We start from the raw sequence: 19,616 nt of genomic DNA, 5'->3' as shown, positions 1-19,616 counted from the left end.
CCAACTATGGGGCATTACTACGCAACTGCGTGAAAGGGGAGGGGCGATGTACAAGGTGTATGGGGATTACCAGTCGGGCAACTGCTACAAGGTCAAGCTGATGCTGAGCCTGCTCGACCGCCCGTATGAGTGGCACCCGGTGGACATTCTCAAGGGTGAGACGGAAACGCCCGAGTTCCTGGCCATGAACCCCAACGGCAAGGTGCCGGTGCTCAAGCTCGAGGACGGTACCTGCCTGTGGGAGTCCAACGCGATTCTCAACTACCTGGCCGATGGCAGCGAGTTCCTGCCCAGCGAGCCGCGGCTGCGCACCCAGGTGCTGCAATGGCAGTTCTTCGAACAGTACAGCCATGAGCCCTACATCGCCGTGGCGCGGTTCATCCAGTTCTACCTGGGGCTGCCGCAAGAGCGGCTGGAGGAGTACAGGGGGCTGCACAAGGGCGGCTACAAGGCGCTCAAGGTAATGAACAAGCAGCTGGAAATGACGCCCTACCTGGTCGGCGAGCAGTACTCGATCGCCGACGTGGCGTTGTACGCCTATACCCATGTGGCGCATCAGGGCGGCTTCGACCTGGCGCCTTACCCGGCGGTGCAGGCCTGGTTGGCGCGGGTGGCCAGTCATCCTCGGCATGTGCCGATGGTGGATTGACCGGCCTTATCGCGGGGCAAGCCCGCTTGTGGAAGCGGGCGGCAATCTGTCAGACCGCGGCGAAACGCTTGTCCAGATAGGCAATGATGTCCTTGGACTCGTACATCCAGGTCACCTCGCCTTGTTCCTCGATCCGCAGGCACGGCACTTTCACCCGGCCACCGCCTTCAAGCAGCGCCTGGCGGTGCTGCGCATCGTTCTTCGCATCGCGCAGCGCCACCGGCACATTGAGGCGGTGCAGGGCGCGGCGGGTCTTCACGCAGAAGGGGCAGGCATGGAACTGGTACAGCGCCAGGCCCTTGGCCTGCTGTTCGACCTGGGCCTGGTCCGCGGCATCGCGCTTCTTTTTCGCCGGGCGGCTGATCCAGTCGCCGAACACGATAAGCTGGCCGAGGCCGACCCGCAGGGCTTTGACGATCATGGGCAACTCCTGAAATGAAAAAGCCGACCCCAGGGGGTCGGCTCGGAACACAGGCCGATCACTTGATCAGGCTGAGGAACTCGCTGCGGGTGGAAGCGTTTTCACGGAACTCGCCGAGCATCACCGAGGTGAGCATGGTCGAGTTCTGCTTTTCGACACCGCGCATCATCATGCACATGTGCTTGGCCTCGATCACCACCGCCACGCCTGCGGCGCCGGTCACCTGCTGCACGGCCTCGGCGATCTGGCGGCTGAGGTTTTCCTGGATCTGCAGGCGGCGGGCGTACATGTCGACGATCCGCGCCACCTTCGAAAGGCCCAGCACCTTGCCCTTGGGCAGGTAGGCCACGTGGGCCTTGCCGATGAACGGCAGCATGTGGTGTTCGCACATCGAATACAGCTCGATATCCCGGACCAGCACCATTTCGCTGTTGTCGGAGGTGAACAACGCGCCGTTGGTCACTTCTTCCAGGGTTTGCTCATAACCGCGGCAAAGGTACTTCATGGCCTTCGCTGCCCGCTTGGGCGTGTCGAGCAGGCCTTCGCGGGAGACATCCTCGCCGATCTGGCTGAGGATCGCGGTGTAGTTCTGTTCCAGGGACATGGATCTACCTGTGGAAAATTTCGCAAAGGCGAAGGGTACGGCGGCGACGGCGGCGCTGCAAGCGCGATGTCACTCGTCGCGCCCTTCGAGCATGGTTCGCTTGAGCATCACGTAGACCGCGCCGGTGCCGCCGTGGCGGGCCTGACACGAGGTGAAACCGAGCACCTGCGGGTGCTGGCGCAGCCAGGTGTTGACGTGGCTCTTGATCATCGGGCGCTTGCCGTCCAGGCGCGCGGCCTTGCCGTGGGTGACCCGCACGCAGCGCACTTCCAGCTTGGTCGCTTCGGCGATGAAGGCCCACAGCGTCTCGCGGGCCTTCTCGACGCTCATGCCGTGCAGGTCGAGGCTGCCCTCGAAGGCGATCTGGCCGAGCTTGAGCTTGCGCAGCTGGGTTTCCTGCACGCCGTCACGCCGCCACATCAGCTCATCCTCGGCGCCGACGTCGATGACGAACTGGTCGGACAGGCCGTCGATCACCAGCGTCTGGTCGCTGCGGATGGTCGCCGCCTGGCGCAGGCCTGCCAGTTGCTTGCGGTCGGCCTTGGGTTTGCCGACTTCGGCGCGATCGTGCTTGATCGGCTTGACGCCCTGCACTTGGCTGCGGAAGAGGGAAAAGTCGTCGTCTTGCATGGTGCCTCCACGTGGGCGGCGTAGTTTACGCGACTGTCATCGCGGGGCAAGCCTGGCCCCGCGCTCGGCGCGTCAGTCGTGCTTCTTCATCAGGTGCGGCGACAGGTTCAGCTCGCGCCCGCGGCGCAGGCGGATACGGCTGCGCCGCCACAGGCGCACGCCGAAGTACAGCAGGGCCAGCCCGACGACGGTCAGTGTTGCCGCCAATGGACGGTTGGCATTGAGTTCGGCCAGGGCGGCGTAGTTGCCCAGCAAACCGGCGAAGCCGGCCATGGCCAGCAGGATGCCCAGGGTGGCCAGCAGTACCGAGAGTGCCGCGGCGATGCGCGCGCCCCAGTTGCTCGGCTCGCGCTGGCGCAGGCGCTTGGCATCGAAACTGCCTTTGAGCTTCATTCGAATTCCTCAGGATCGGGTGGTGCTGATCCGGATTTCGACCTGCGGGTCACCTTGGGGTTCCGCCCGTCCGCCGGGCGGTCGTGGTTCAGACCAGGCTGGCGGTGGGGGCGACGCAGGCGAAGTTGTCGGCCATCACGGCCATCTCGCACTGGTGGATCTGCGCGGCGGGGATCACGGTGTCCTTCAGGGCCAGGTCACGGGTCGCCGAAGCATCTTCGACCAGGGTGCAGCGATAACCATAGTCCTTGGCGCGGCGCACGGTGGTGCTGACGCTGGAGTGGCTCATGAAACCGCAGACGATCAGGTCCAGCGGCCCGAATGCCTGCAAGGTCTCGTGCAGCTTGGTGTTCTTGAAGGCGTTGGGCATGCGTTTCTCGATCACCACCTCGCCTTCGCGCGGCTCCAGCCCGGGAATGAACTCGCCGGCCGGGCCCTGCGGGTCGAAGCGACCGCCAACGGTACCGAGGTGGCGGACATGGATGATCGGGCGGCCGGCCTTGCGGGCGGCGTCGAGCAACCTGGCAATGTTCGCCACGGCCTCGTCCATGCCCGACAGCGCCAGCGGACCGCTCAGGTACTCCTTCTGCGCATCGATGACGATCAGGCTGGCTTGGCTCAGCTTGGCCGGCGGGTAGTCGCGGCCAGTGAGGCGGAACATCGTGGTTGGAACGGACATCAAGGGCTCCTTGGGTAGGGCTTTTGTGTACCTATTCTCCCTTGCCTTGACGCCAATGTGAATGGTTGACAGCGCAGGCGGCGTGGTTACTGGCTTGTGGCTATCCATTCGGGCATCGGGGCGAACATTTGTGCGGTGTGGGCTGTTAGACTTTTGTCCTGTCTGAAAAGGAGTACCCCGTGATCACATCCCGCCTGCGCACCCTGCGCGACCACATCCGCTGGGCGGTCAGCCGCTTCCATGAGCATGAACTGTTCTTCGGCCACGGCGCCGACAATGCCTGGGACGAGGCCCGCTTGCTGGTGCTCGGCGCGGTGCACCTGCCCTGGGAGGTGGCCGACAGCTATCTGGACTGCGCACTCGAGGATGATGAGCGGGTACGCCTGCAGCACCTGCTCAAGCGCCGTATCGAAGAACGTGTGCCGACCGCCTACCTGCTGGGTGAGGCCTGGTTCTGCGGCATGTCGTTCATCGTCGACGAACGTGTGCTGGTGCCGCGCTCGCCCATCGGCGAGCTGATCGAGAAACGCTTCGAGCCCTGGCTGGCCGCCGAGCCTGCGCGCATCCTCGACCTGTGCACCGGTTCCGGTTGCATCGGTATTGTCGCCGCCGATGTGTTCCAGGACGCCGAAGTAGTGCTGGCCGACCTGTCCTTCGATGCGTTGGCAGTGGCCAACCAGAACATCGAGCGTCATGGTCTGGAGGAGCGTGTGTACACCGTGCAGGGCGATGGCTTCGCCGGGCTGCCGGGGCAGCGTTTCGACCTGATCCTGTCCAACCCGCCGTATGTCGATGCCGAGGACTTCGGTGACATGCCGGCCGAGTATCACCATGAGCCCGAGCTGGGCCTGGCCTGCGGCAACGATGGCCTGGACCTGGTGCGGCGCATGCTCGCCGAGGCGGCCGACCATCTGACCGACAAAGGCCTGATGATCGTCGAGGTAGGCAACAGCCAGGTGCACGTCGAGTCGCTCTATCCCGAGGTGGACTTCGCCTGGCTGGAATTCGAGCGCGGTGGGCACGGGGTGTTCATGCTGACGGCCGAGCAGTGCCGGCAGCATCAGGAGCTGTTCAAGGCGCGGGTCTGACTGCGCGCCCGTTCCCACAGGATGAATGCAATCTCCGTGGGAGCGGGCTTGCCCCGCGATGGCGATATCAGCGGGTGGCGATCCAGATCAGCAGCCCGGCCTGGAACACCGCGAACGCCACCAGGCAGGTGATGGTAAAGCGCAAGCCGCTGTCTTCGCGGCGGTACTTGGCCACGCGTTCGTCACGCTCGCGCAGCTGCGCTTCCTTCTCCATCAGGTTCTGCTCGGCCTGTTGCAGCATGCCGGCAGCCTCGAGGTTGTCCACGCGCTGCACCTTCTCGGTGTTCCAGCCGCCCTTGAGCTGGCCCACCGGCGTTTCCACCAGGCGCCCCTTGAGCAGTTGCCCATCGGTGTATTCCACCTCCAGGCCGACGCTGCGCAGCACGTGGTCGCGGCGCAGGCGGGTGTCTTCGTTGAGGGCGTCCTTGTTCGGCAGGCTCATGCCCTCGATCTGGTAGTGCGAGCAGCGGTGCTGCAGCCATTGCACCGCCTGCGCCAGCAGGTAGCGGCCAACACCACGGTTGAGGGGTTCGAGCTGCAGCCCGGCCGGGTCGCCGATGCGCACCGTGCGCGTTTCGTGGTCGACGCGGATGTCCAGTTGATTCTGTTCCTTGCGCACTTTCTGCCCAGGCAGGCGGATTTCCATGCGCAACAGGCTGTGGGCCTTGTCGTGGCGCTCGGCGTAGCCGAACTGGACAAAGCGCAGCGGGCGGGCGCCGCTGTTGCGGTCGGTCGGCAGCGGCGCCAGGCGCAGCAGCTGGAAGTGCTCGGCGGCAAGGTCCGCCCAGGGCTGCGGGGCGCTTTCCGGCGCTTGTTCTTCGGTCGCCTCGGCGGCGGGGGCATCGGTCATCAGGGGGTCCTCAGGTGCACGGCGGCCGGGCGCGTGGGCCGCGATCACTGCCTTCTCAGCCGCGTTATCGGCAGGCCCGGGCAATACCTGAGGACAGGTCTCAGGCCTGCGGCAACCCTTGGATGAACAGGACGATACGCTCGCCCAGCTCGCGCGCCAGCGGCAGCTCGGGGTTGCGGTAGCTGTCACGCTGTTGGCTCATGTCCCGGGGGCTGATGCGCAGCACATGGTTCATGCCGTCGATCAGCGCCAGTTGCGCGTCGGGTTTGGCTGCCTTGAGGCGCTCGGCATCGGCTACCTCTACCTGGATGTCGTTGCGCCCCTGGACGATCAGCGCGGGCACCTTGAGGCGGGCGAAGGCCGCCGCCGGGTCCTGGTGCAGCAAGGTGATCAGGTACGGCTGCACGCTGGGGCGGAACACCTGGCGCAGCGGCGCGGGCACGTCGAGGCTGGTCTGCCCGGCCTGCAACCGGTCGATCAGCGCCACGCCGGCGGGCAATTGCGCCGGCGGCAGGCGCTGGGCCAGCTGCTCGCGCAGCACGTCGGCTACAGGCCGACCGCTGCCGGCCAGGGTGATCACCGCGCTGGCGCCGGCCTGCTCCGCGGCGAGGCTGGCGATCAGCGCGCCTTCACTGTGGCCGACCAGGATCAGCGGGCCGAAGCGTGGGTCCTGCCTGAGTGCGCGGCCCCAGGCCACCACGTCGGCGACATAGCGCTCGACGCTGAGGTCACGTTCGTCGGGGGTGGCCGGCTGGCTGGCGGCCACGCCTCGCTTGTCGAAGCGCACGCTGGCAATGTGTTCGCCGGCCAGCAGCAAGGCCAGGCGCTTGAGGTTGTCGATGCGCCCGGCGGCAGGGTTGTTGCCATCGCGGTCGGTAGGGCCGGAGCCGGCGATGATCAGTACCACCGGGGGCGGCGTGGCCTGCTGCGGCAACAGCAGGCTGCCATGCAGCACGCCCTGGCCGGTGTCCAGATCGATGGGGCGTTGCAGCACGGTGGGGGCGGCCTGGGCGAGGCAGGTGCAGAACAGCAGGAGCAGGGCGGCGAGGCGCGACTTCATGGGTGGGGTACCACGTGGGACGTTGCTGATTCGACCGTGGGTCATCGTGAAGGTTCGCGGGCCCCATCGCAGGGCAACCACAGCCACGCGGTTTTCCGTATACTGCCGCTTTCGTTCACTTCAGGCTGATTCGCGGAGCGTCCATGTCCGGCAATACCTACGGCAAGCTGTTCACTGTCACCACCGCTGGCGAAAGCCATGGCCCGGCGTTGGTCGCCATTGTCGACGGCTGCCCGCCTGGCCTGGAAATCTCCCTTGCCGACCTGCAGCACGACCTCGACCGGCGCAAGCCCGGCACCAGCCGGCACACCACCCAGCGCCAGGAGCCGGACGAGGTGGAGATCCTCTCCGGCGTGTTCGAAGGCCGTACCACCGGCTGCTCGATTGGCCTGCTGATTCGCAACACCGACCAGAAGTCCAAGGACTATTCGGCGATCAAGGACCTGTTCCGCCCGGCCCACGCCGACTACACCTACCACCACAAGTACGGCACCCGCGACTATCGTGGCGGTGGCCGCAGCTCGGCACGCGAAACCGCCATGCGCGTGGCGGCCGGCGCCATCGCCAAGAAGTACCTGGCCACCCAGGGCATCCGCGTGCGCGGGTACATGAGCCAGCTCGGGCCGATCGAAATCCCGTTCAAGACCTGGGAGTCGGTGGAGCAAAACGCCTTCTTCAGCCCCGACCCGGACAAGGTGCCGGAGCTCGAGGCCTACATGGACCAGCTGCGCCGCGACCAGGATTCGGTGGGGGCGAAGATCACCGTGGTTGCCGAAGGCGTGATGCCGGGCCTGGGCGAGCCGATCTTCGACCGCCTCGACGCCGAGCTGGCCCATGCCTTGATGAGCATCAACGCGGTCAAGGGTGTGGAGATCGGCGCCGGTTTCGCCAGTGTCGCCCAGCGCGGCACCGAGCACCGTGACGAGATGACGCCCGAGGGCTTCCTCAGCAACAACGCCGGCGGCATCCTTGGCGGCATTTCCTCGGGCCAGCCGATCGTCGCCCACCTGGCGCTCAAGCCGACCTCGAGCATCACCACCCCGGGCCGTTCCATCGACGTCGATGGCAAACCGGTGGAGGTGATCACCAAGGGCCGTCACGACCCTTGCGTCGGCATCCGCGCCACGCCGATCGCCGAGGCGATGATGGCCATTGCCTTGATGGATCACCTGCTGCGCCATCGTGCGCAGAATGCCGAAGTGAAGGTGGGCACCCCGGTACTGGGCCAGCTCTGACTTAGCCAGGGTCGGTCTCTTCGCCGGTAATCCCGCGAAGAGACCGGTGCAGGCTCACACAAGGCCCACCCGATGTCCCCGATTCCCTACTGGCGCCTCTCCAGCTTCTACCTCTTCTACTTCGCCCTGCTCGGTTCCACCGCGCCGTTCCTGGCCCTGTACTTCGACCACCTGGGCTTCTCCCCGGCGCGCATCGGCGAGCTGGTGGCCATCCCCATGCTCATGCGCTGCGTGGCCCCCAACCTGTGGGGCTGGCTCGGTGACCGCAGCGGCCAGCGCCTGCTGATCGTGCGCCTGGGCGCGCTGTCGACCCTGGCGACCTTCTCGCTGATCTTCTTCGGCAAGAGCTACGCCTGGCTGGCGCTGGTCATGGCGTTGCACGCCTTCTTCTGGCACGCGGTGCTGCCGCAGTTCGAAGTGATCACCCTGGCCCACCTGCACGGCCAGACCTCGCGTTACAGCCAGGTGCGGCTATGGGGCTCGATCGGCTTCATCCTCGCCGTGGTAGGCCTCGGGCGCCTGTTCGAGTGGCTGAGCCTGGACATCTACCCGCTGGCGCTGGTGGCGATCATGGCCGGTATCGTCGTTGCCAGCCTCTGGGTGCCCAATGCGCAACCCGTCGAGCAGGCCGAGCAGCGCGGGGCAGGGGGCTTTCTCAGGCAGGTGCGGGCGCCTGGGGTACTGGCCTTCTATGTATGCGTGGCCCTCATGCAGCTCAGCCACGGACCGTACTACACCTTCCTCACCCTGCACCTGGAGCACCTGGGCTACAGCCGCGGCGCCATCGGCTTGCTATGGGCGCTTGGCGTGGTGGCCGAAGTGCTGGTGTTCATGGTCATGAGCCGGATCTTCGTCCGCTGCTCGGTGCGCAAGGTGCTGCTGGCCAGCTTCCTGCTGGCCGCGCTGCGCTGGTTGTTGCTTGGCAACCTGGCGGATATCCCGGCGGTGCTGGTGTTCGCCCAGGTATTGCACGCGGCCACGTTCGGCTGTTTCCATGCCGCGGCCATCGCCTTTGTCCAGGCCAGCTTCGGCGCTCGCCAGCAGGGCCAGGGCCAGGCGCTGTATGCGGCGCTGTCAGGCACTGGCGGTGCCCTGGGCGCACTGTACTCGGGCTACAGCTGGAAACTGCTGGGCCCACACTTCACCTTTGGTATGGCCAGCGTCGCGGCGCTCGCGGCAGCCGTTATCATTGCCTTCCGACTCAAAGAAAGCAGGAACCACCCCTGATGAGCATCCTCAGCGTATTCGACCTGTCCAGCCCGGACCTGCCGCACAAGGTGCTGACCCACCACGACGACATCGCCGCGACCCTGGCCGAGCAGGGCGTGCGCTTCGGCCGCTGGCAGTCCGGCGCGCGCCTGCGCCCGGGCAGCAGCCAGGATGAAGTGGTCGCGGCGTGCCGTGGGCCGCTCGACCAACTGATGACCGAGCACGGCAGCGTGGTATTTGGCGTGCTCAGCCGCGATGGCGCCGACTTGAGCCAGGCCGACCTGCGTGATGAGCATGTGCATGACAGCGATGAAGTGTTCGCGGTGATCAGCGGGCGTGCACAGGTCAGCCTGCGCCTGGGCGGCGCGGTGTATGCCGTGCTGTGCGAGAAGGATGACGTGCTGCTGGTGCCGGCCGGCACGCATCGCTGGCTGGACCTGGGGGCCAGCCCATTCTGCCTGGCCCTGCGCCTGTTCGGCAGCGAGCAGGGTGTGCAGCCACGCTTCACCGGGGATGCCATGGCGCGGCAATTTGCTGGTTTCGATGAACTCTGAATGAGCTCGCGGGGCAGCTTCTGCTCACACCCTCCAAGGGTGAGCAGAAGCTGCCCCGGGAACAGGTTACGCGCTTAGCGGTAGGTCGGCAGGGCGAAGCGTTGCTGGCTCTGCAGCATGGAAATCACCGGCAGCTCGCTGGCTTGTTCGGCAAGGTCGCGGCGGATGGCGCTGATGGCCCACGACAGTTGCTCGGCACTGTGCAGTTGCGCATAGGACAGCACCCGGCGGGTCACCACGCCGTCGCTGGCGCGCAGGGTCAGCAGCACGCCGCCGTCGGGGCGCGGCTGGGTGGCAACCTGGTAGGCGGCGAAGAGCGAAGCGAATTTTTGCTGGATGAGGTCCATATCAACTCCTGACTGTTGTACTGGCAGACTTGAGTTGATGATTGCAGTGACCGTGCCAGCCTGGTATTAAAATAAAAAGCTTAAAAATCAATAAGTTATATTTGTTTTTGCAGGTGCCTGTATTGCATTCTGCACGCCCGTGCATTTTGCACAGTGCATTTTGCACGGTCATAGCCTGGCTCTCTGCCGCCGATAGAATCTGAACCTTGGACCTGTCATTGCTGCCTGATGGACACTTGGCCCATTGCCAGATGCCAGGAGGTTCCCGATGTCCGATCACCAGCCCGCCACCATGACCACGGAAGAAGCCGCGGCCTTCGCCGAGGAGGTCTTCGAGCGCGCCCGCCGCGGCGACGCGACAATGCTCGGCCGCCTGCTCGATAACGGCCTGCCCGCCAACCTGCGCAACCACAAGGGCGACACCTTGCTGATGCTGGCCAGCTACCACGGTCACCATGACGCCGTGCAGGTGCTGCTGGCCCATGGTGCCGATCCGCTGATCGCCAATGACAACGGCCAGTTGCCCATAGCCGGCGCTGCCTTCAAGGGCGACCTGGCGATGATCCGCCTGCTGCTGGAACACGGCGTGCCGGTGGATGCCGCCGCTGCTGACGGCCGTAGCGCATTGATGCTGGCGGCAATGTTCAACCGCCTGGAGATCATCGACTATCTGTTGGCCCAGGGTGCCGACCCCGCGCACCGCGATGCCGCCGGCGCCACTGCGCTGATGGCGGCCCGCACCATGGGTGCGGTGGATAGCGCGGCACGTCTGGAAGCATTGGCCGGCTAACTGCCCGGGGGCTTTTGCGGCTATCCTTGGCGCCTTTCACGTCAACCGCAGGCCCCCCCATGAAAGACCAGTTGCTCGAATTCATCAGCCTCATCGGCGCCGGTTGCATGCGCGATGAGGACATCGAGCGCATCGCCGCCGAGGCCGCCGAGGCCTACGCCGACCCCGCCGCCTTCCTCGCTGCCAATCCGGACATCAACTACGACGACAGCTTCCCGTTCCCGTTGGGTGAATGGGTGGTGGTCGGCAGCCTGCCCGATACCGTGCTGTTCCAGGCCGACAGCTACCAGGACCTGTTCCAGCAGATCAGCGACTCGTTCGACAAGAGCGTGCCCTTCACCCTCAAGCCCAAGCAGCTGGCGCGCACCGAGGCGCTCACCGCGCTCAACCGCATCCAGGTGCAGATGGGCGCGCTGAACAAGGAAGCCGGTGGCTACGTGCTGCTGAACTTCAGCCAATTGCTCGACGATGAGCTGCAGATGATCATGGTCGGGCAGCACGACCTGGCCCGTGTGCTGGAGCTGGGCGAGGCCGTTGGTATCAAGGTGGAGCCGGCGCTGGAAGCGCTGAAGGTGGCAGTGCACATCTGAGCCGTAGCCGTCGCGCAGCCCGTGGAAGCGGGCTCCGCGACCGGCCTGTCAACCCAGTGCGGTATCGAGGAACATCATCACCGCGAAACCGCCCATCAACCCCAGCGTCGCCGCGGTCTGGTGCCCGTTACGGTGGGTTTCCGGGATCACCTCGTGGGACACCACGAAGATCATCGCCCCCGCCGCCAGGCCCATGCTGATCGGGTAGGCCAGGGCAAAACCGGTGGAGATGCCCAGGCCGATCACCGCGCCCAGCGGTTCCATCAGCCCCGAGCCGATCGCCACCAGCGCCGCCTTGAAGTTTGACAGCCCCGTGGCACGCAGGGCCAGGGCCACGGCCAGGCCTTCGGGGATGTCCTGGATGGCGATGGCGCTGGTCAGCGGCAGGCCGATGGCCATGTCGCCGTTGGCGAAACTCACGCCGATGGCCATGCCCTCGGGCAGGTTGTGCAGAGTGATTGCCAGCACGAACAGCCACACCCGGCTCACCCGCTCGGCCTGCGGGCCGCAGGGGCCGGTGCTTTCATGCTCGTGTGGGGTGAAGCGGTCCAGGCCCAGCATCAGCAGCACGCCAAGGCCCATGCCCAGCACCACGGTGAAGGCCGCCGCCGGGCCGTTGCCGGTGATCTCGCGGGCAGCATCCAGGCCCGGCAGGATCAGCGAGAACGAACTGGCGGCGAGCATCATGCCGGCGGCAAAACCGAGCATGACGTCCTGGGTGCGCGCGCTGACGTCGCGCAGGATCACCGCCAGCACCGCGCCCAGGGCGGTGGCGCCGAAGCCGGACAGGCCGCCGAGCAGTGCCAGGTGCAGGTGGTCGGCATGATCGCCGTTGACCGCGTTCCAGATGCTCGCCAGCAGCAATGCGCCGATGGCCAGCAGGCTCAGCACCAGGCCGGCGCTGAGCCAAGGGGTTTGCAGCGCCTGTTGCCGCCAGGCGCTGAACAGTGAGTCGGGGGCGGCGCTTTGGGTGTGGGCGGGGGGCATGCGGACCTCTGGGCAGTGAATGACAGCAGTTTATTCACTGACCGGCATTCGCCGCCAAGGATTCCCTTCTATCGGGGCCATAGCCAGCTATGCTCTGGGGCACACACACCGTGCGGGAGCGGCACCATGGGGTCCACCTTCAACAGCCTGGTCGGCCTGATCATCCTGGCCCTGGACATCTGGGCCATTCTCAATGTGCTCAAGAGCGGCGCCGAGGTCGGGATCAAGGTGCTCTGGATCCTGCTGATCCTGCTGTTGCCGGTGCTGGGGCTGATCATCTGGGCGATCGCCGGGCCACGGGGCAATGTGCGGATCTGAGGCCCCGCCCCCCAACTGTGTAACTTTGTAAGGGAAGGCTGCTCTCGACAAAATTTTCACACTCGATTTTTGAAAATCCGCGCCGCACAATGCGGCCTTGGTCTCACCTTGCCCACAAGGGCCAGACCACCAGGCTATTGGCGCTTTCGCCTTCCCGCAAACCGCAATCCTAGGACCTCTCCATTCATGGCTAACACGGACGCCTTGAAGCAACAGGGTGTGCGAGGCTCGTTCTCGCCGACCCTGAAATCCCACCTGGCCTACACGTTGCTCAGTGGCCTGGTGATCATGCTGATGCTCAGCCTGGTGCGCCTGGCGCTGCTGGTCTACAACAGCGACATGATCGGCGACACGCCGTACTCGACAGTCGCCGAGGGCTTCTTCAACGGCCTGCGCTTCGACCTGCGCGTGGTGGTGTACATCAGCATCCCGTTGCTGCTGGCGCTGCTCAGCCCCTGGCTGATGGCCCGCCGTGGCCTGTTCCGCTTCTGGCTGACCATCGCTTCGAGCGTGGTGATGTTCCTCGGCCTGATGGAGATGGACTTCTACCGCGAGTTCCACCAGCGCCTGAACGGCTTGGTGTTCCAGTACATCAAGGAAGACCCCAAGACCGTCATGAGCATGCTCTGGTACGGCTTCCCGGTGGTCCGCTACCTGTTGGCCTGGCTGGTTGGTACCTGGCTGCTGAGCCTGCTGTTCAAGGGCATCGACCGCCTGACTCGCGGCAACGGCAGCGCCCAGCTGTCGGGCAGCCGCAAGCTGGCGCCCTGGTACGGTCGCCTGGCGGTGTTCATGGTGGTCCTGCTGGTGGCCGTGGTCGCCGCCCGTGGCACCCTGCGCCAGGGTCCGCCGATGCGCTGGGGTGATGCCTTCACCACCGACTCCAACTTCGTCAACCAGCTGGGCCTGAACGGCACCCTGACCCTGATCGATGCCGCCAAGAGCCGCTTCGGCGAAGACCGCGCCAATATCTGGAAGCCCGTGCTGGACCAGCCGCTGGCCACCCAGACCGTGCGCGAGCAGCTGCTGACCGCCAACGACACCCTGGTCGATGCCGACGAGGCCGCGATCCGCCGTGATTTCGTGCCGCCAGCGGCGAACACGCTGGGGGTCAAGAACGTCGTGGTGATCCTCATGGAAAGCTTCGCCGGTCACTCGGTCGGCGCCCTGGGCAGCCCGAACAACATCACCCCGTACTTCGACAAGCTGGCCAAGGAGGGTCTGCTGTTCGACCGCTTCTTCTCCAATGGCACCCATACCCACCAGGGCATGTTCGCCACCATGGCCTGCTTCCCCAACCTGCCGGGCTTCGAATACCTGATGCAGACCCCGGAAGGCGGCCACAAGCTGTCCGGCCTGCCGGCGCTGCTCAGTGCCCGCGACTATGACGACGTCTACGTCTACAACGGCGACTTCGCCTGGGACAACCAGTCCGGATTCTTCGGCAACCAGGGCATGACCACCTTCATCGGCCGCAACGACTTCGTCGACCCGGTGTTCTCCGACCCGACCTGGGGCGTGTCCGACCAGGACATGTTCGACCGTGGCAACGAAGAGCTGGCCAAGCATGACGGCAAGAAGCCGATCTACGCGCTGCTGCAGACCCTCTCCAACCACACCCCGTATGCCTTGCCCAAGGACCTGCCGGTGGAGAAGGTCACCGGGCAGGGCCGCCTGGACGAGCACCTGACCGCCATGCGCTACTCCGACTGGGCGCTGGGCCAGTTCTTCGAGAAGGCACGCAAGGAGTCGTACTTCAAGGACACCCTGTTCGTCATCGTCGGCGACCACGGCTTCGGCAACCACCAGCAGGTCACCGAGCTGGACCTGGGCCGCTTCAACGTGCCGCTGCTGCTGATCGCCCCAGGCATCCAGGAGAAGTTCGGCGCGGTCAACCACACCGTGGGCACCCAGGTCGACATCGTGCCGACCATCATGGGCCGTCTCGGTGGCCAGGCCCGCCATCAGTGCTGGGGGCGCGACCTGCTCAACCTGCCTGAGGGCGACCAGGGCGTGGGCATGATCAAGCCGTCGGGCAGCGAGCAGATCGTCGGCCTGGTACAGGGCGACCGCATCCTCATCGAGTCCAAGGACATGACCCCGCGCATGTACCGCTACCAGTTGGGCCGCGAGTTCAAGGCTGAGCTGATCGACAGCCCCGACCAGCCGGAAATGCTCAAGAAGCTCGAGGCCTACATCCAGACGGCCACCAAGAGCCTGTTGGACAACACCGCCGGTGTCGTCCACGGCACGCCGAAGTAGTAGCGCCGAGTGGCCCAAGGAAGCCCGCCGTTGACCGGCGGGCTTTTTTCATGCGGTTTCATGCACGCGGCTGAACATTTGCCGCTGTGTCATGGTCAAGCTAGTACGCAGTTCCATTCACTGTTGTGCCAGCGAGGGCTGATCGATGAAAGCATGGGAAGTCAGCTTTGCCGACCAGAAGGGCGAGCCGCAGACGCTGCTGCTCAATGCCGAGCAATGCCCCAGCGAGGAGGACGCCGCACGCGCCATCCGTTCGCGTTTGTTCCCGCTCATGGATGAACTTGACCTCAATGACTTCCAGGATCGCAGCTTTTCTCCCACGGCACGCTGGCTCAAGGAGCAGAGCGGCGTGACCATCACCACCATTCGCCAGCTATCCTGAGCCGCCACGCTCTGGCGCAGTGCCTGCACAGGCACTACGCTGGAGACAGGCGCCGGCCAAATCTGCGGGTCCGCGTCGATTCCACTCGCGTCTTGCATCAGCTCGAATTGCCAGGCATGGCACGCTTGCCAGGCAGGTGCTTTGTGCACTGAAAGTCTATCCATTGCTTTGCAGGAGGACGTTTCATGAGCAGCCAATACGACGACATCAGCAGCAGTGTCCTGCGCCAGATGAAAGCTGGCGGTTTCGATTTCACCCGTATTCATCCCATCGAGTTCTATGCCGTGTTTCCCGACGAGGCCGCCGCACGCCGGGCGGCCGTGCAGTTCCGTGGCGAGTCGCTCAGCGCCCAGGTGAGCGAGCGCGACGACGGCGCCTGGCATCTGGAACTGAGCAAGGTGATGTACGCCACCCATGGCGGCATCGGTGCCTTCGAACAGGCCTTTGAACGGCTCGTGTCGCCCCATGGCGGCGAGGTCGAGGGTTGGGGCGTCAAGCAGGAACGGCCGATTGCCTAGGCAACGCGGCCCCGTGCGTCCTACCGTGGTTTGCGCCCGGCCATATGTTTCAGGTATGCCAGCAATGCATCGAGTTCCTGGTCGCTCAGCACCTGGGTGGAGAACCCAGGCATCTTGGCCTGCGGCCAGTGCCGCAGGCTCTGCGGATCGCGAATGTATTGGCGCAGGAATGCCGGCTGAAAGTATTCGGTAGGGTTGTGCGGCAGGTTCAGGTCAGGGCCCAGGTGCGCATCGCCAGCGCCATTGAGGCGGTGGCAGGCCAGGCAATTCTGCTGGAACAGGGCAAAGCCATGGCGCACCGGATCCGCATCGGGCAGCGCTGGGTCTGGCAACAGGGCGGGGAAGCGCGTCTCGACCGGTGCCAGGCTGCGAATGCTGGCGATCTGGAACGGCCATTGCTCTGGGCGGATGCCGCTCGCCTGGGGCTGGGTCCATACCAGATAGAACGGCCCGGCTCCCGCTTTTCCCTGGCCGAGTGGTGGCCAAGGCTGGGCGTTGTCCTCGATGGCCAGCCAGGCTTGTGCCGGACCTGGCTGCAACAGCGGGCCGGCGGGCATTTCTGCAGCGAAACCGTCGAGGGCCACCGCCTGCAGGTGGTCGCTCGGTTTTACGCCCTCGAGCAATGCTGCCAGCGGTACGGCGCGGTAATGCATGGTGCGCTTGTAGGCAACGTCCTGTTCAATAGTGACGTCCCGTGCCTGGGGATGGGTGAGCAGTTGCTCGCTCTGCCAGTGCCGGCTGCCGTTACCCAGTTCGAGGGTCAGTTGCGCGGCCAGCGCTGGCAGGGGAATCAGCAAGCAGAGCAGGGTAAGGCACAGGCGCATGGGGAATCTCCAACCATCAAGGTCGGCAGGTTACCCACGCACGCTTGGAAAAGGCCACTGCCGCGATCAACCGAACAACCGGGTAAGGTTGGGCAGGATCAGCAGCAGGGTCGTGGCGAAGAGTATGAGCCCGGCTTGGCGTACTTTGGATTGTCTGAACATGGCGGACCGCCTTCTTGTTGTTATTCCTGAATAACCCTTGGCTTCCTTGTCTGGCTTCGGGTCGATCGCAGTGGCGTGATCGAACGTCCTCACTGCTTGCCGCGTGTTTCTGGATATACAACCAACACTAGGGCCCGCGTCATCCCTGTTTCAGAACCCTTTGCTCTAAAAAAAATCATGTCGATTCCTCATGGCTTTAAGGCCACTGGCCACCCCGCTGGCACGCTGACGCTAGACGAGTGCGCGGCAAGGGTTACCAAGGGTTACAGGGCCTACCGTTCGTCTGGACATCCTACTTGCTTGTACGCCCCTTTCGCGTCAGTCTTTACAGCAAATCCCACCCACATGTCGTTCAGGACTACCGCTATGTCGTTACGCATCTGCATCCTTGAAACCGATGTCCTGCGGCCGGAGTTGATCGCGCAGTACCAGGGCTACGGAAGGATGTTCGAGCAGCTGTTTTCACGCCAGCCGATCGCCGCCGAGTTTGATGTGTACAACGTGATGAACGGCGATTATCCGCCGGCCGAGCGGACCTTCGATGCCTATCTGGTGACCGGCAGCAAGGCCGACTCGTTCGGCGACGATCCGTGGATCCAGACGCTCAAGGCCTACCTGCTCAAGCTGTATGAGCGGGGCGAGAAGTTGCTGGGGGTGTGTTTCGGTCACCAATTGTTGGCGTTGACCCTCGGCGGCAAGGCCGAGCGCGCCGACAAGGGCTGGGGCGTGGGCATCCACCGCTACAGCCTGGCGGCCCATGCGCCGTGGATGGACCCGCAGGTATCCGAGCTGACCTTGCTGATCAGCCACCAGGACCAGGTCACCAAGCTACCTGAAGGGGCCACGGTCATCGCCTCGAGCGATTTCTGCCCCAACGCCGCCTACCATATCCGTGACCAGGTGCTGTGCTTCCAGGGCCACCCGGAGTTCGTCCACGACTATTCCCGGGCGCTGCTCGACGCGCGCCAGGCCTCGTTGGGCGACGAAGTCTATGCCAAGGCGGTGGCCAGCCTTGCCACCGAGCACCAGGGGGATCTGGTGGGCGAGTGGATGCTGCGCTTCGTCCAGCAGCCGGTGAAGGCCAGGGATAGCATTGCCTGATCAAGCGAGGCCGCTTTGCGGCCTTTTCGCCGGCAAGCCGGCTCCCACAGGGTTGGAAGCGCTCCCGGCGATCCTAAAGCCACCCCGACCGCTTGAAACTGAAATACAGCCCCGAACAGCCCAGTCCGATCACCCCCAGCACGGCAAAGTAGCCGTAGTGCCAGCCCAGCTCCGGCATGTTCTGGAAATTCATCCCGTAGATCCCGGCAATCGCCGTGGGAAACGCCAGGATCGCCGCCCAGGCGGCGAACTTGCGCTGGGTGATGCTTTGCCGTGACGACTCCAGCAGCATGCCGATCTCGATGGTCTGGCTGGCGATGTCGCGGATGCCGGCCAAATCTTCCATCTGCCGGGTCACGTGGATCTGCACGTCGCGGAAGTACGGGCGCATGTTCTTGTCGATGAACGGGAAGCTCAGGCGCTGCAGCTCTTCGCTGACCTCCACCATCGGCGCCACGTAGCGGCGCAGGCGCAGGATATCGCGGCGCAGGCTGTGCAGGCGCTGGATGTCTTCTTCCTTGAGCGAGTTGCTGAGCACGCTTTGCTCCAGCTCCTCGATCTCGCCGTGGATGGCCTCGCTGACCGGCTGGTAGTTCTCGGTGACGAAATCCAGCAGGGCGTAGAGCACGAAGTCCTCGCCGTGCTCGAGCAGCAACGGGCGCGCCTCGCAGCGCTGGCGCACCAGGGCGTAGGACTTGGAGTGGCCGTTGCGGCAGGTGATGATGTAGCCGTTACCGGCGAAGATGTGGGTTTCGATGAATTCCAGCCGGCCTTCGTGCCGCACCGGCGAATAGGTGACGATGAACAGCGCGTCGCCGAAGGTTTCCAGCTTTGGCCGGCTGTGTTTCTCCAGGGCGTCCTCGATGGCCAGCTCGTGCAGGCCGAACTGGCGCTGCAGGTTGGCCAGTTCCTCGGCGTTGGGCTCTTCCAGGCCGATCCACACGAAGTGCCCGGGCTTGCGCGCCCATTCGGCGCCCTCGTCGAGGCTGATGTTGGTGACCTTCCTGCCGGCGCTGTAGACCGCCGCCGCGACGACTCGACCCATGGTTGTCCGCTTATTCGATTGAACACGCTACACAGCTTGGGCTGTGTAGCGGCACGGGGCAAGTCCGCACGCAGGTCAGGACGCGCTGACTTCGCTTTCCATATGGTCGATGCAATGCTGCATCTGGTTGCGACACTGTTCGATCAGCGCCGGCAGGTCCTGTTGGGTCAGGCCCGCGGTGGCGATGGGGGCCAGCGAGCGGATGACTACCGTGCGCTGGCGCCAGCTGTTCAGGCTCAGGCGCCTGGTGTAGCGGCTGACGCATACCGGCACGATCGGCACGCCGGCCTCGATCGCCATGTGGAAAGCGCCTTTCTTGAACGCCAGCAACTGTTCGCCGGGGTTGCGCGTGCCCTCGGGAAAGATCCAGATCGAAGTATCGTCGCGCAGGGTCCGGGTGGTGGTCTGCATGGCCTTGCGTGCCTGATAGGCGTTCTTGCGGTCGATCAGCACATTGCCGCCCAGCCAGAACAACTGGCCGAACAGCGGGATCCAGCCCAGGCTCTTCTTGCCGATGGCCACGGTACGCCGGGGCACCACCTGGCCGAGGATGAACAGGTCATAGTTGGACTGGTGGTTGGCGATGATCACGCAGCCGGGGGGCTGGTCCCACAGTGGGCCGACCTCGGCCTTGACCTTGATGCGCAGCAACCAGGCGGCCGGCACGCTGTACAGGCGGGCGAACAGGCGGCTGTTTTCGGGGTTGAACGGACGCAGCAGGCCGATCACCAGACCGACGACACCCACGAGCAGAAAGTGCAGCGCCAACAGGAGCATGCGGAGCATATAAAGCATGGTACGACTCACACCGGACAGTCGCGGCGCAGTGTACGGGTGTGCACTGGTGGGGGCAAACGTTGCTGTAGCGTGGGAGGTCAAGTGGGTGCGGGGGGGGGGGGGGGGGGGGGGGGGGGGGGG

Annotated in this window: 24 protein-coding genes; 12 read left to right on the top strand and 12 right to left on the bottom strand. The window is 64.9% G+C overall.

The window, feature by feature from the left end:
• The first annotated feature begins 46 nt into the window (after nt 1-46).
• Entirely contained in the window at nt 47-649 is a 603-nt protein-coding gene (locus tag ACODS9_RS07745) for a glutathione S-transferase family protein (RefSeq protein ID WP_023631544.1), read from the top strand.
• Between the two features lie 49 nt (nt 650-698).
• On the opposite strand, the gene ACODS9_RS07740 is transcribed toward ACODS9_RS07745, so the two are convergent.
• From ACODS9_RS07740 to ACODS9_RS07720, 5 genes are all read right to left on the bottom strand, one after another.
• Complete coding sequence (locus ACODS9_RS07740) at nt 699-1,070, bottom strand: glutathione S-transferase N-terminal domain-containing protein (protein WP_489093630.1); 372 nt, start codon at nt 1,068-1,070, stop codon at nt 699-701.
• Between the two features lie 58 nt (nt 1,071-1,128).
• Nucleotides 1,129-1,674 carry a GTP cyclohydrolase I FolE gene (gene folE / locus ACODS9_RS07735; RefSeq protein WP_028691773.1) on the bottom strand — a complete coding sequence of 182 codons (546 nt, stop codon included), beginning with the start codon at nt 1,672-1,674 and terminating at the stop codon, nt 1,129-1,131.
• A 69-nt stretch (nt 1,675-1,743) separates the two neighbouring features.
• Nucleotides 1,744-2,304, bottom strand: a complete 561-nt coding sequence (locus ACODS9_RS07730) for a Smr/MutS family protein (RefSeq protein ID WP_023631547.1) — start codon at nt 2,302-2,304, stop codon at nt 1,744-1,746.
• A gap of 72 nt (nt 2,305-2,376) precedes the next feature.
• Nucleotides 2,377-2,697: a hypothetical protein gene (locus ACODS9_RS07725; RefSeq protein WP_046856595.1), complete on the bottom strand. Its 321-nt coding sequence runs from the start codon at nt 2,695-2,697 to the stop codon at nt 2,377-2,379.
• Between the two features lie 88 nt (nt 2,698-2,785).
• Entirely contained in the window at nt 2,786-3,376 is a 591-nt protein-coding gene (locus ACODS9_RS07720) for a cysteine hydrolase family protein (protein ID WP_046856594.1), read from the bottom strand.
• A 179-nt stretch (nt 3,377-3,555) separates the two neighbouring features.
• Here ACODS9_RS07720 and prmB point away from each other — a divergent pair, with 179 nt between their 5' ends.
• On the top strand, nt 3,556-4,464 hold the full coding sequence (gene prmB, locus ACODS9_RS07715; protein ID WP_046856593.1) for a 50S ribosomal protein L3 N(5)-glutamine methyltransferase: 909 nt from the start codon (nt 3,556-3,558) through the stop codon (nt 4,462-4,464).
• A 67-nt stretch (nt 4,465-4,531) separates the two neighbouring features.
• Here the strand turns inward: prmB and ACODS9_RS07710 are convergent, their stop codons facing one another.
• Nucleotides 4,532-5,314, bottom strand: coding sequence for a hypothetical protein (locus ACODS9_RS07710; protein ID WP_401110119.1), 783 nt, complete (start codon nt 5,312-5,314; stop codon nt 4,532-4,534).
• A 100-nt stretch (nt 5,315-5,414) separates the two neighbouring features.
• Nucleotides 5,415-6,374, bottom strand: coding sequence for an alpha/beta hydrolase (locus ACODS9_RS07705; RefSeq protein ID WP_046856591.1), 960 nt, complete (start codon nt 6,372-6,374; stop codon nt 5,415-5,417).
• 143 nt (nt 6,375-6,517) lie between these two features.
• Here ACODS9_RS07705 and aroC point away from each other — a divergent pair, with 143 nt between their 5' ends.
• From aroC to ACODS9_RS07690, 3 genes are all read left to right on the top strand, one after another.
• Nucleotides 6,518-7,609: a chorismate synthase gene (gene aroC, locus ACODS9_RS07700; RefSeq protein ID WP_038705644.1), complete on the top strand. Its 1,092-nt coding sequence runs from the start codon at nt 6,518-6,520 to the stop codon at nt 7,607-7,609.
• 72 nt (nt 7,610-7,681) lie between these two features.
• Nucleotides 7,682-8,836, top strand: a complete 1,155-nt coding sequence (locus ACODS9_RS07695; protein ID WP_401110113.1) for an MFS transporter — start codon at nt 7,682-7,684, stop codon at nt 8,834-8,836.
• Entirely contained in the window at nt 8,836-9,372 is a 537-nt protein-coding gene (locus tag ACODS9_RS07690; protein WP_313047821.1) for an oxidase, read from the top strand. The genes ACODS9_RS07695 and ACODS9_RS07690 overlap by 1 nt, the downstream gene beginning before the upstream one ends.
• Nucleotides 9,373-9,446: 74 nt before the next feature.
• On the opposite strand, the gene ACODS9_RS07685 is transcribed toward ACODS9_RS07690, so the two are convergent.
• Entirely contained in the window at nt 9,447-9,719 is a 273-nt protein-coding gene (locus ACODS9_RS07685; RefSeq protein ID WP_046856587.1) for a DUF3509 domain-containing protein, read from the bottom strand.
• 268 nt (nt 9,720-9,987) lie between these two features.
• On the opposite strand from ACODS9_RS07685, the gene ACODS9_RS07680 reads away from it, so the two are divergent.
• Together ACODS9_RS07680 and ACODS9_RS07675 are read left to right on the top strand one after the other, a co-directional pair.
• Nucleotides 9,988-10,509 (top strand): ankyrin repeat domain-containing protein, encoded by a 522-nt coding sequence (locus ACODS9_RS07680; protein ID WP_046856586.1) that lies wholly within the window; start codon nt 9,988-9,990, stop codon nt 10,507-10,509.
• Between the two features lie 59 nt (nt 10,510-10,568).
• Nucleotides 10,569-11,099, top strand: coding sequence for a hypothetical protein (locus tag ACODS9_RS07675; RefSeq protein WP_102684198.1), 531 nt, complete (start codon nt 10,569-10,571; stop codon nt 11,097-11,099).
• Between the two features lie 48 nt (nt 11,100-11,147).
• Here ACODS9_RS07675 and ACODS9_RS07670 read toward each other — a convergent pair whose 3' ends face one another.
• Complete coding sequence (locus ACODS9_RS07670; RefSeq protein WP_401110106.1) at nt 11,148-12,086, bottom strand: ZIP family metal transporter; 939 nt, start codon at nt 12,084-12,086, stop codon at nt 11,148-11,150.
• 126 nt (nt 12,087-12,212) lie between these two features.
• Between ACODS9_RS07670 and ACODS9_RS07665 the strand changes: the two genes are divergently transcribed.
• The 4 genes from ACODS9_RS07665 (at nt 12,213) to ACODS9_RS07650 (ending at nt 15,566) form a co-directional block, all read left to right on the top strand.
• Nucleotides 12,213-12,404 (top strand): PLDc N-terminal domain-containing protein, encoded by a 192-nt coding sequence (locus ACODS9_RS07665; protein ID WP_023629733.1) that lies wholly within the window; start codon nt 12,213-12,215, stop codon nt 12,402-12,404.
• Between the two features lie 186 nt (nt 12,405-12,590).
• The gene (locus tag ACODS9_RS07660) at nt 12,591-14,666 is read left to right on the top strand and encodes an LTA synthase family protein (protein WP_489093629.1); all 2,076 of its coding nucleotides are present in this window, start codon (nt 12,591-12,593) and stop codon (nt 14,664-14,666) included.
• Nucleotides 14,667-14,811: 145 nt separating this feature from the next.
• On the top strand, nt 14,812-15,048 hold the full coding sequence (locus tag ACODS9_RS07655) for a hypothetical protein (protein ID WP_489093628.1): 237 nt from the start codon (nt 14,812-14,814) through the stop codon (nt 15,046-15,048).
• A gap of 185 nt (nt 15,049-15,233) precedes the next feature.
• Nucleotides 15,234-15,566, top strand: a complete 333-nt coding sequence (locus ACODS9_RS07650) for a ribonuclease E inhibitor RraB (RefSeq protein ID WP_038705647.1) — start codon at nt 15,234-15,236, stop codon at nt 15,564-15,566.
• A 20-nt stretch (nt 15,567-15,586) separates the two neighbouring features.
• Here ACODS9_RS07650 and ACODS9_RS07645 read toward each other — a convergent pair whose 3' ends face one another.
• Nucleotides 15,587-16,390, bottom strand: coding sequence for a cytochrome c (locus ACODS9_RS07645; protein WP_401110101.1), 804 nt, complete (start codon nt 16,388-16,390; stop codon nt 15,587-15,589).
• 528 nt (nt 16,391-16,918) lie between these two features.
• Between ACODS9_RS07645 and ACODS9_RS07640 the strand changes: the two genes are divergently transcribed.
• Complete coding sequence (locus tag ACODS9_RS07640; RefSeq protein WP_401110098.1) at nt 16,919-17,653, top strand: amidotransferase; 735 nt, start codon at nt 16,919-16,921, stop codon at nt 17,651-17,653.
• A 73-nt stretch (nt 17,654-17,726) separates the two neighbouring features.
• Here ACODS9_RS07640 and ACODS9_RS07635 read toward each other — a convergent pair whose 3' ends face one another.
• Both ACODS9_RS07635 and ACODS9_RS07630 read right to left on the bottom strand, forming a co-directional pair.
• Nucleotides 17,727-18,698: a magnesium and cobalt transport protein CorA gene (locus tag ACODS9_RS07635; RefSeq protein ID WP_046856580.1), complete on the bottom strand. Its 972-nt coding sequence runs from the start codon at nt 18,696-18,698 to the stop codon at nt 17,727-17,729.
• A 75-nt stretch (nt 18,699-18,773) separates the two neighbouring features.
• Nucleotides 18,774-19,493, bottom strand: a complete 720-nt coding sequence (locus ACODS9_RS07630; RefSeq protein WP_489093627.1) for a lysophospholipid acyltransferase family protein — start codon at nt 19,491-19,493, stop codon at nt 18,774-18,776.
• Between the last annotated feature and the right edge of the window lie 123 nt (nt 19,494-19,616).

The sequence above is a fragment of the Pseudomonas sp. FG36 genome, assembly GCF_057809275.1.
This window is presented reverse-complemented; position numbering and strand designations above follow the sequence as displayed.

Excerpts from the sequence above, each read along its gene's own strand:
- ACODS9_RS07710 (WP_401110119.1), bottom strand. The coding sequence starts at position 5,314 with ATGACCGATGCCCCCGCCGCCGAGGCGACCGAAGAACAAGCGCCGGAA.
- ACODS9_RS07640 (WP_401110098.1), top strand. The coding sequence starts at position 16,919 with ATGTCGTTACGCATCTGCATCCTTGAAACCGATGTCCTGCGGCCGGAG.
- ACODS9_RS07670 (WP_401110106.1), bottom strand. The coding sequence starts at position 12,086 with ATGCCCCCCGCCCACACCCAAAGCGCCGCCCCCGACTCACTGTTCAGC.
- ACODS9_RS07650 (WP_038705647.1), top strand. The coding sequence starts at position 15,234 with ATGAGCAGCCAATACGACGACATCAGCAGCAGTGTCCTGCGCCAGATG.
- ACODS9_RS07665 (WP_023629733.1), top strand. The coding sequence starts at position 12,213 with ATGGGGTCCACCTTCAACAGCCTGGTCGGCCTGATCATCCTGGCCCTG.
- ACODS9_RS07675 (WP_102684198.1), top strand. The coding sequence starts at position 10,569 with ATGAAAGACCAGTTGCTCGAATTCATCAGCCTCATCGGCGCCGGTTGC.
- ACODS9_RS07655 (WP_489093628.1), top strand. The coding sequence starts at position 14,812 with ATGAAAGCATGGGAAGTCAGCTTTGCCGACCAGAAGGGCGAGCCGCAG.
- ACODS9_RS07695 (WP_401110113.1), top strand. The coding sequence starts at position 7,682 with ATGTCCCCGATTCCCTACTGGCGCCTCTCCAGCTTCTACCTCTTCTAC.
- ACODS9_RS07745 (WP_023631544.1), top strand. The coding sequence starts at position 47 with ATGTACAAGGTGTATGGGGATTACCAGTCGGGCAACTGCTACAAGGTC.
- ACODS9_RS07730 (WP_023631547.1), bottom strand. The coding sequence starts at position 2,304 with ATGCAAGACGACGACTTTTCCCTCTTCCGCAGCCAAGTGCAGGGCGTC.
- aroC (WP_038705644.1), top strand. The coding sequence starts at position 6,518 with ATGTCCGGCAATACCTACGGCAAGCTGTTCACTGTCACCACCGCTGGC.
- ACODS9_RS07690 (WP_313047821.1), top strand. The coding sequence starts at position 8,836 with ATGAGCATCCTCAGCGTATTCGACCTGTCCAGCCCGGACCTGCCGCAC.
- ACODS9_RS07635 (WP_046856580.1), bottom strand. The coding sequence starts at position 18,698 with ATGGGTCGAGTCGTCGCGGCGGCGGTCTACAGCGCCGGCAGGAAGGTC.
- ACODS9_RS07680 (WP_046856586.1), top strand. The coding sequence starts at position 9,988 with ATGTCCGATCACCAGCCCGCCACCATGACCACGGAAGAAGCCGCGGCC.
- ACODS9_RS07660 (WP_489093629.1), top strand. The coding sequence starts at position 12,591 with ATGGCTAACACGGACGCCTTGAAGCAACAGGGTGTGCGAGGCTCGTTC.
- ACODS9_RS07645 (WP_401110101.1), bottom strand. The coding sequence starts at position 16,390 with ATGCGCCTGTGCCTTACCCTGCTCTGCTTGCTGATTCCCCTGCCAGCG.
- ACODS9_RS07720 (WP_046856594.1), bottom strand. The coding sequence starts at position 3,376 with ATGTCCGTTCCAACCACGATGTTCCGCCTCACTGGCCGCGACTACCCG.
- ACODS9_RS07630 (WP_489093627.1), bottom strand. The coding sequence starts at position 19,493 with ATGCTTTATATGCTCCGCATGCTCCTGTTGGCGCTGCACTTTCTGCTC.
- ACODS9_RS07725 (WP_046856595.1), bottom strand. The coding sequence starts at position 2,697 with ATGAAGCTCAAAGGCAGTTTCGATGCCAAGCGCCTGCGCCAGCGCGAG.
- ACODS9_RS07705 (WP_046856591.1), bottom strand. The coding sequence starts at position 6,374 with ATGAAGTCGCGCCTCGCCGCCCTGCTCCTGCTGTTCTGCACCTGCCTC.
- ACODS9_RS07685 (WP_046856587.1), bottom strand. The coding sequence starts at position 9,719 with ATGGACCTCATCCAGCAAAAATTCGCTTCGCTCTTCGCCGCCTACCAG.
- ACODS9_RS07740 (WP_489093630.1), bottom strand. The coding sequence starts at position 1,070 with ATGATCGTCAAAGCCCTGCGGGTCGGCCTCGGCCAGCTTATCGTGTTC.
- folE (WP_028691773.1), bottom strand. The coding sequence starts at position 1,674 with ATGTCCCTGGAACAGAACTACACCGCGATCCTCAGCCAGATCGGCGAG.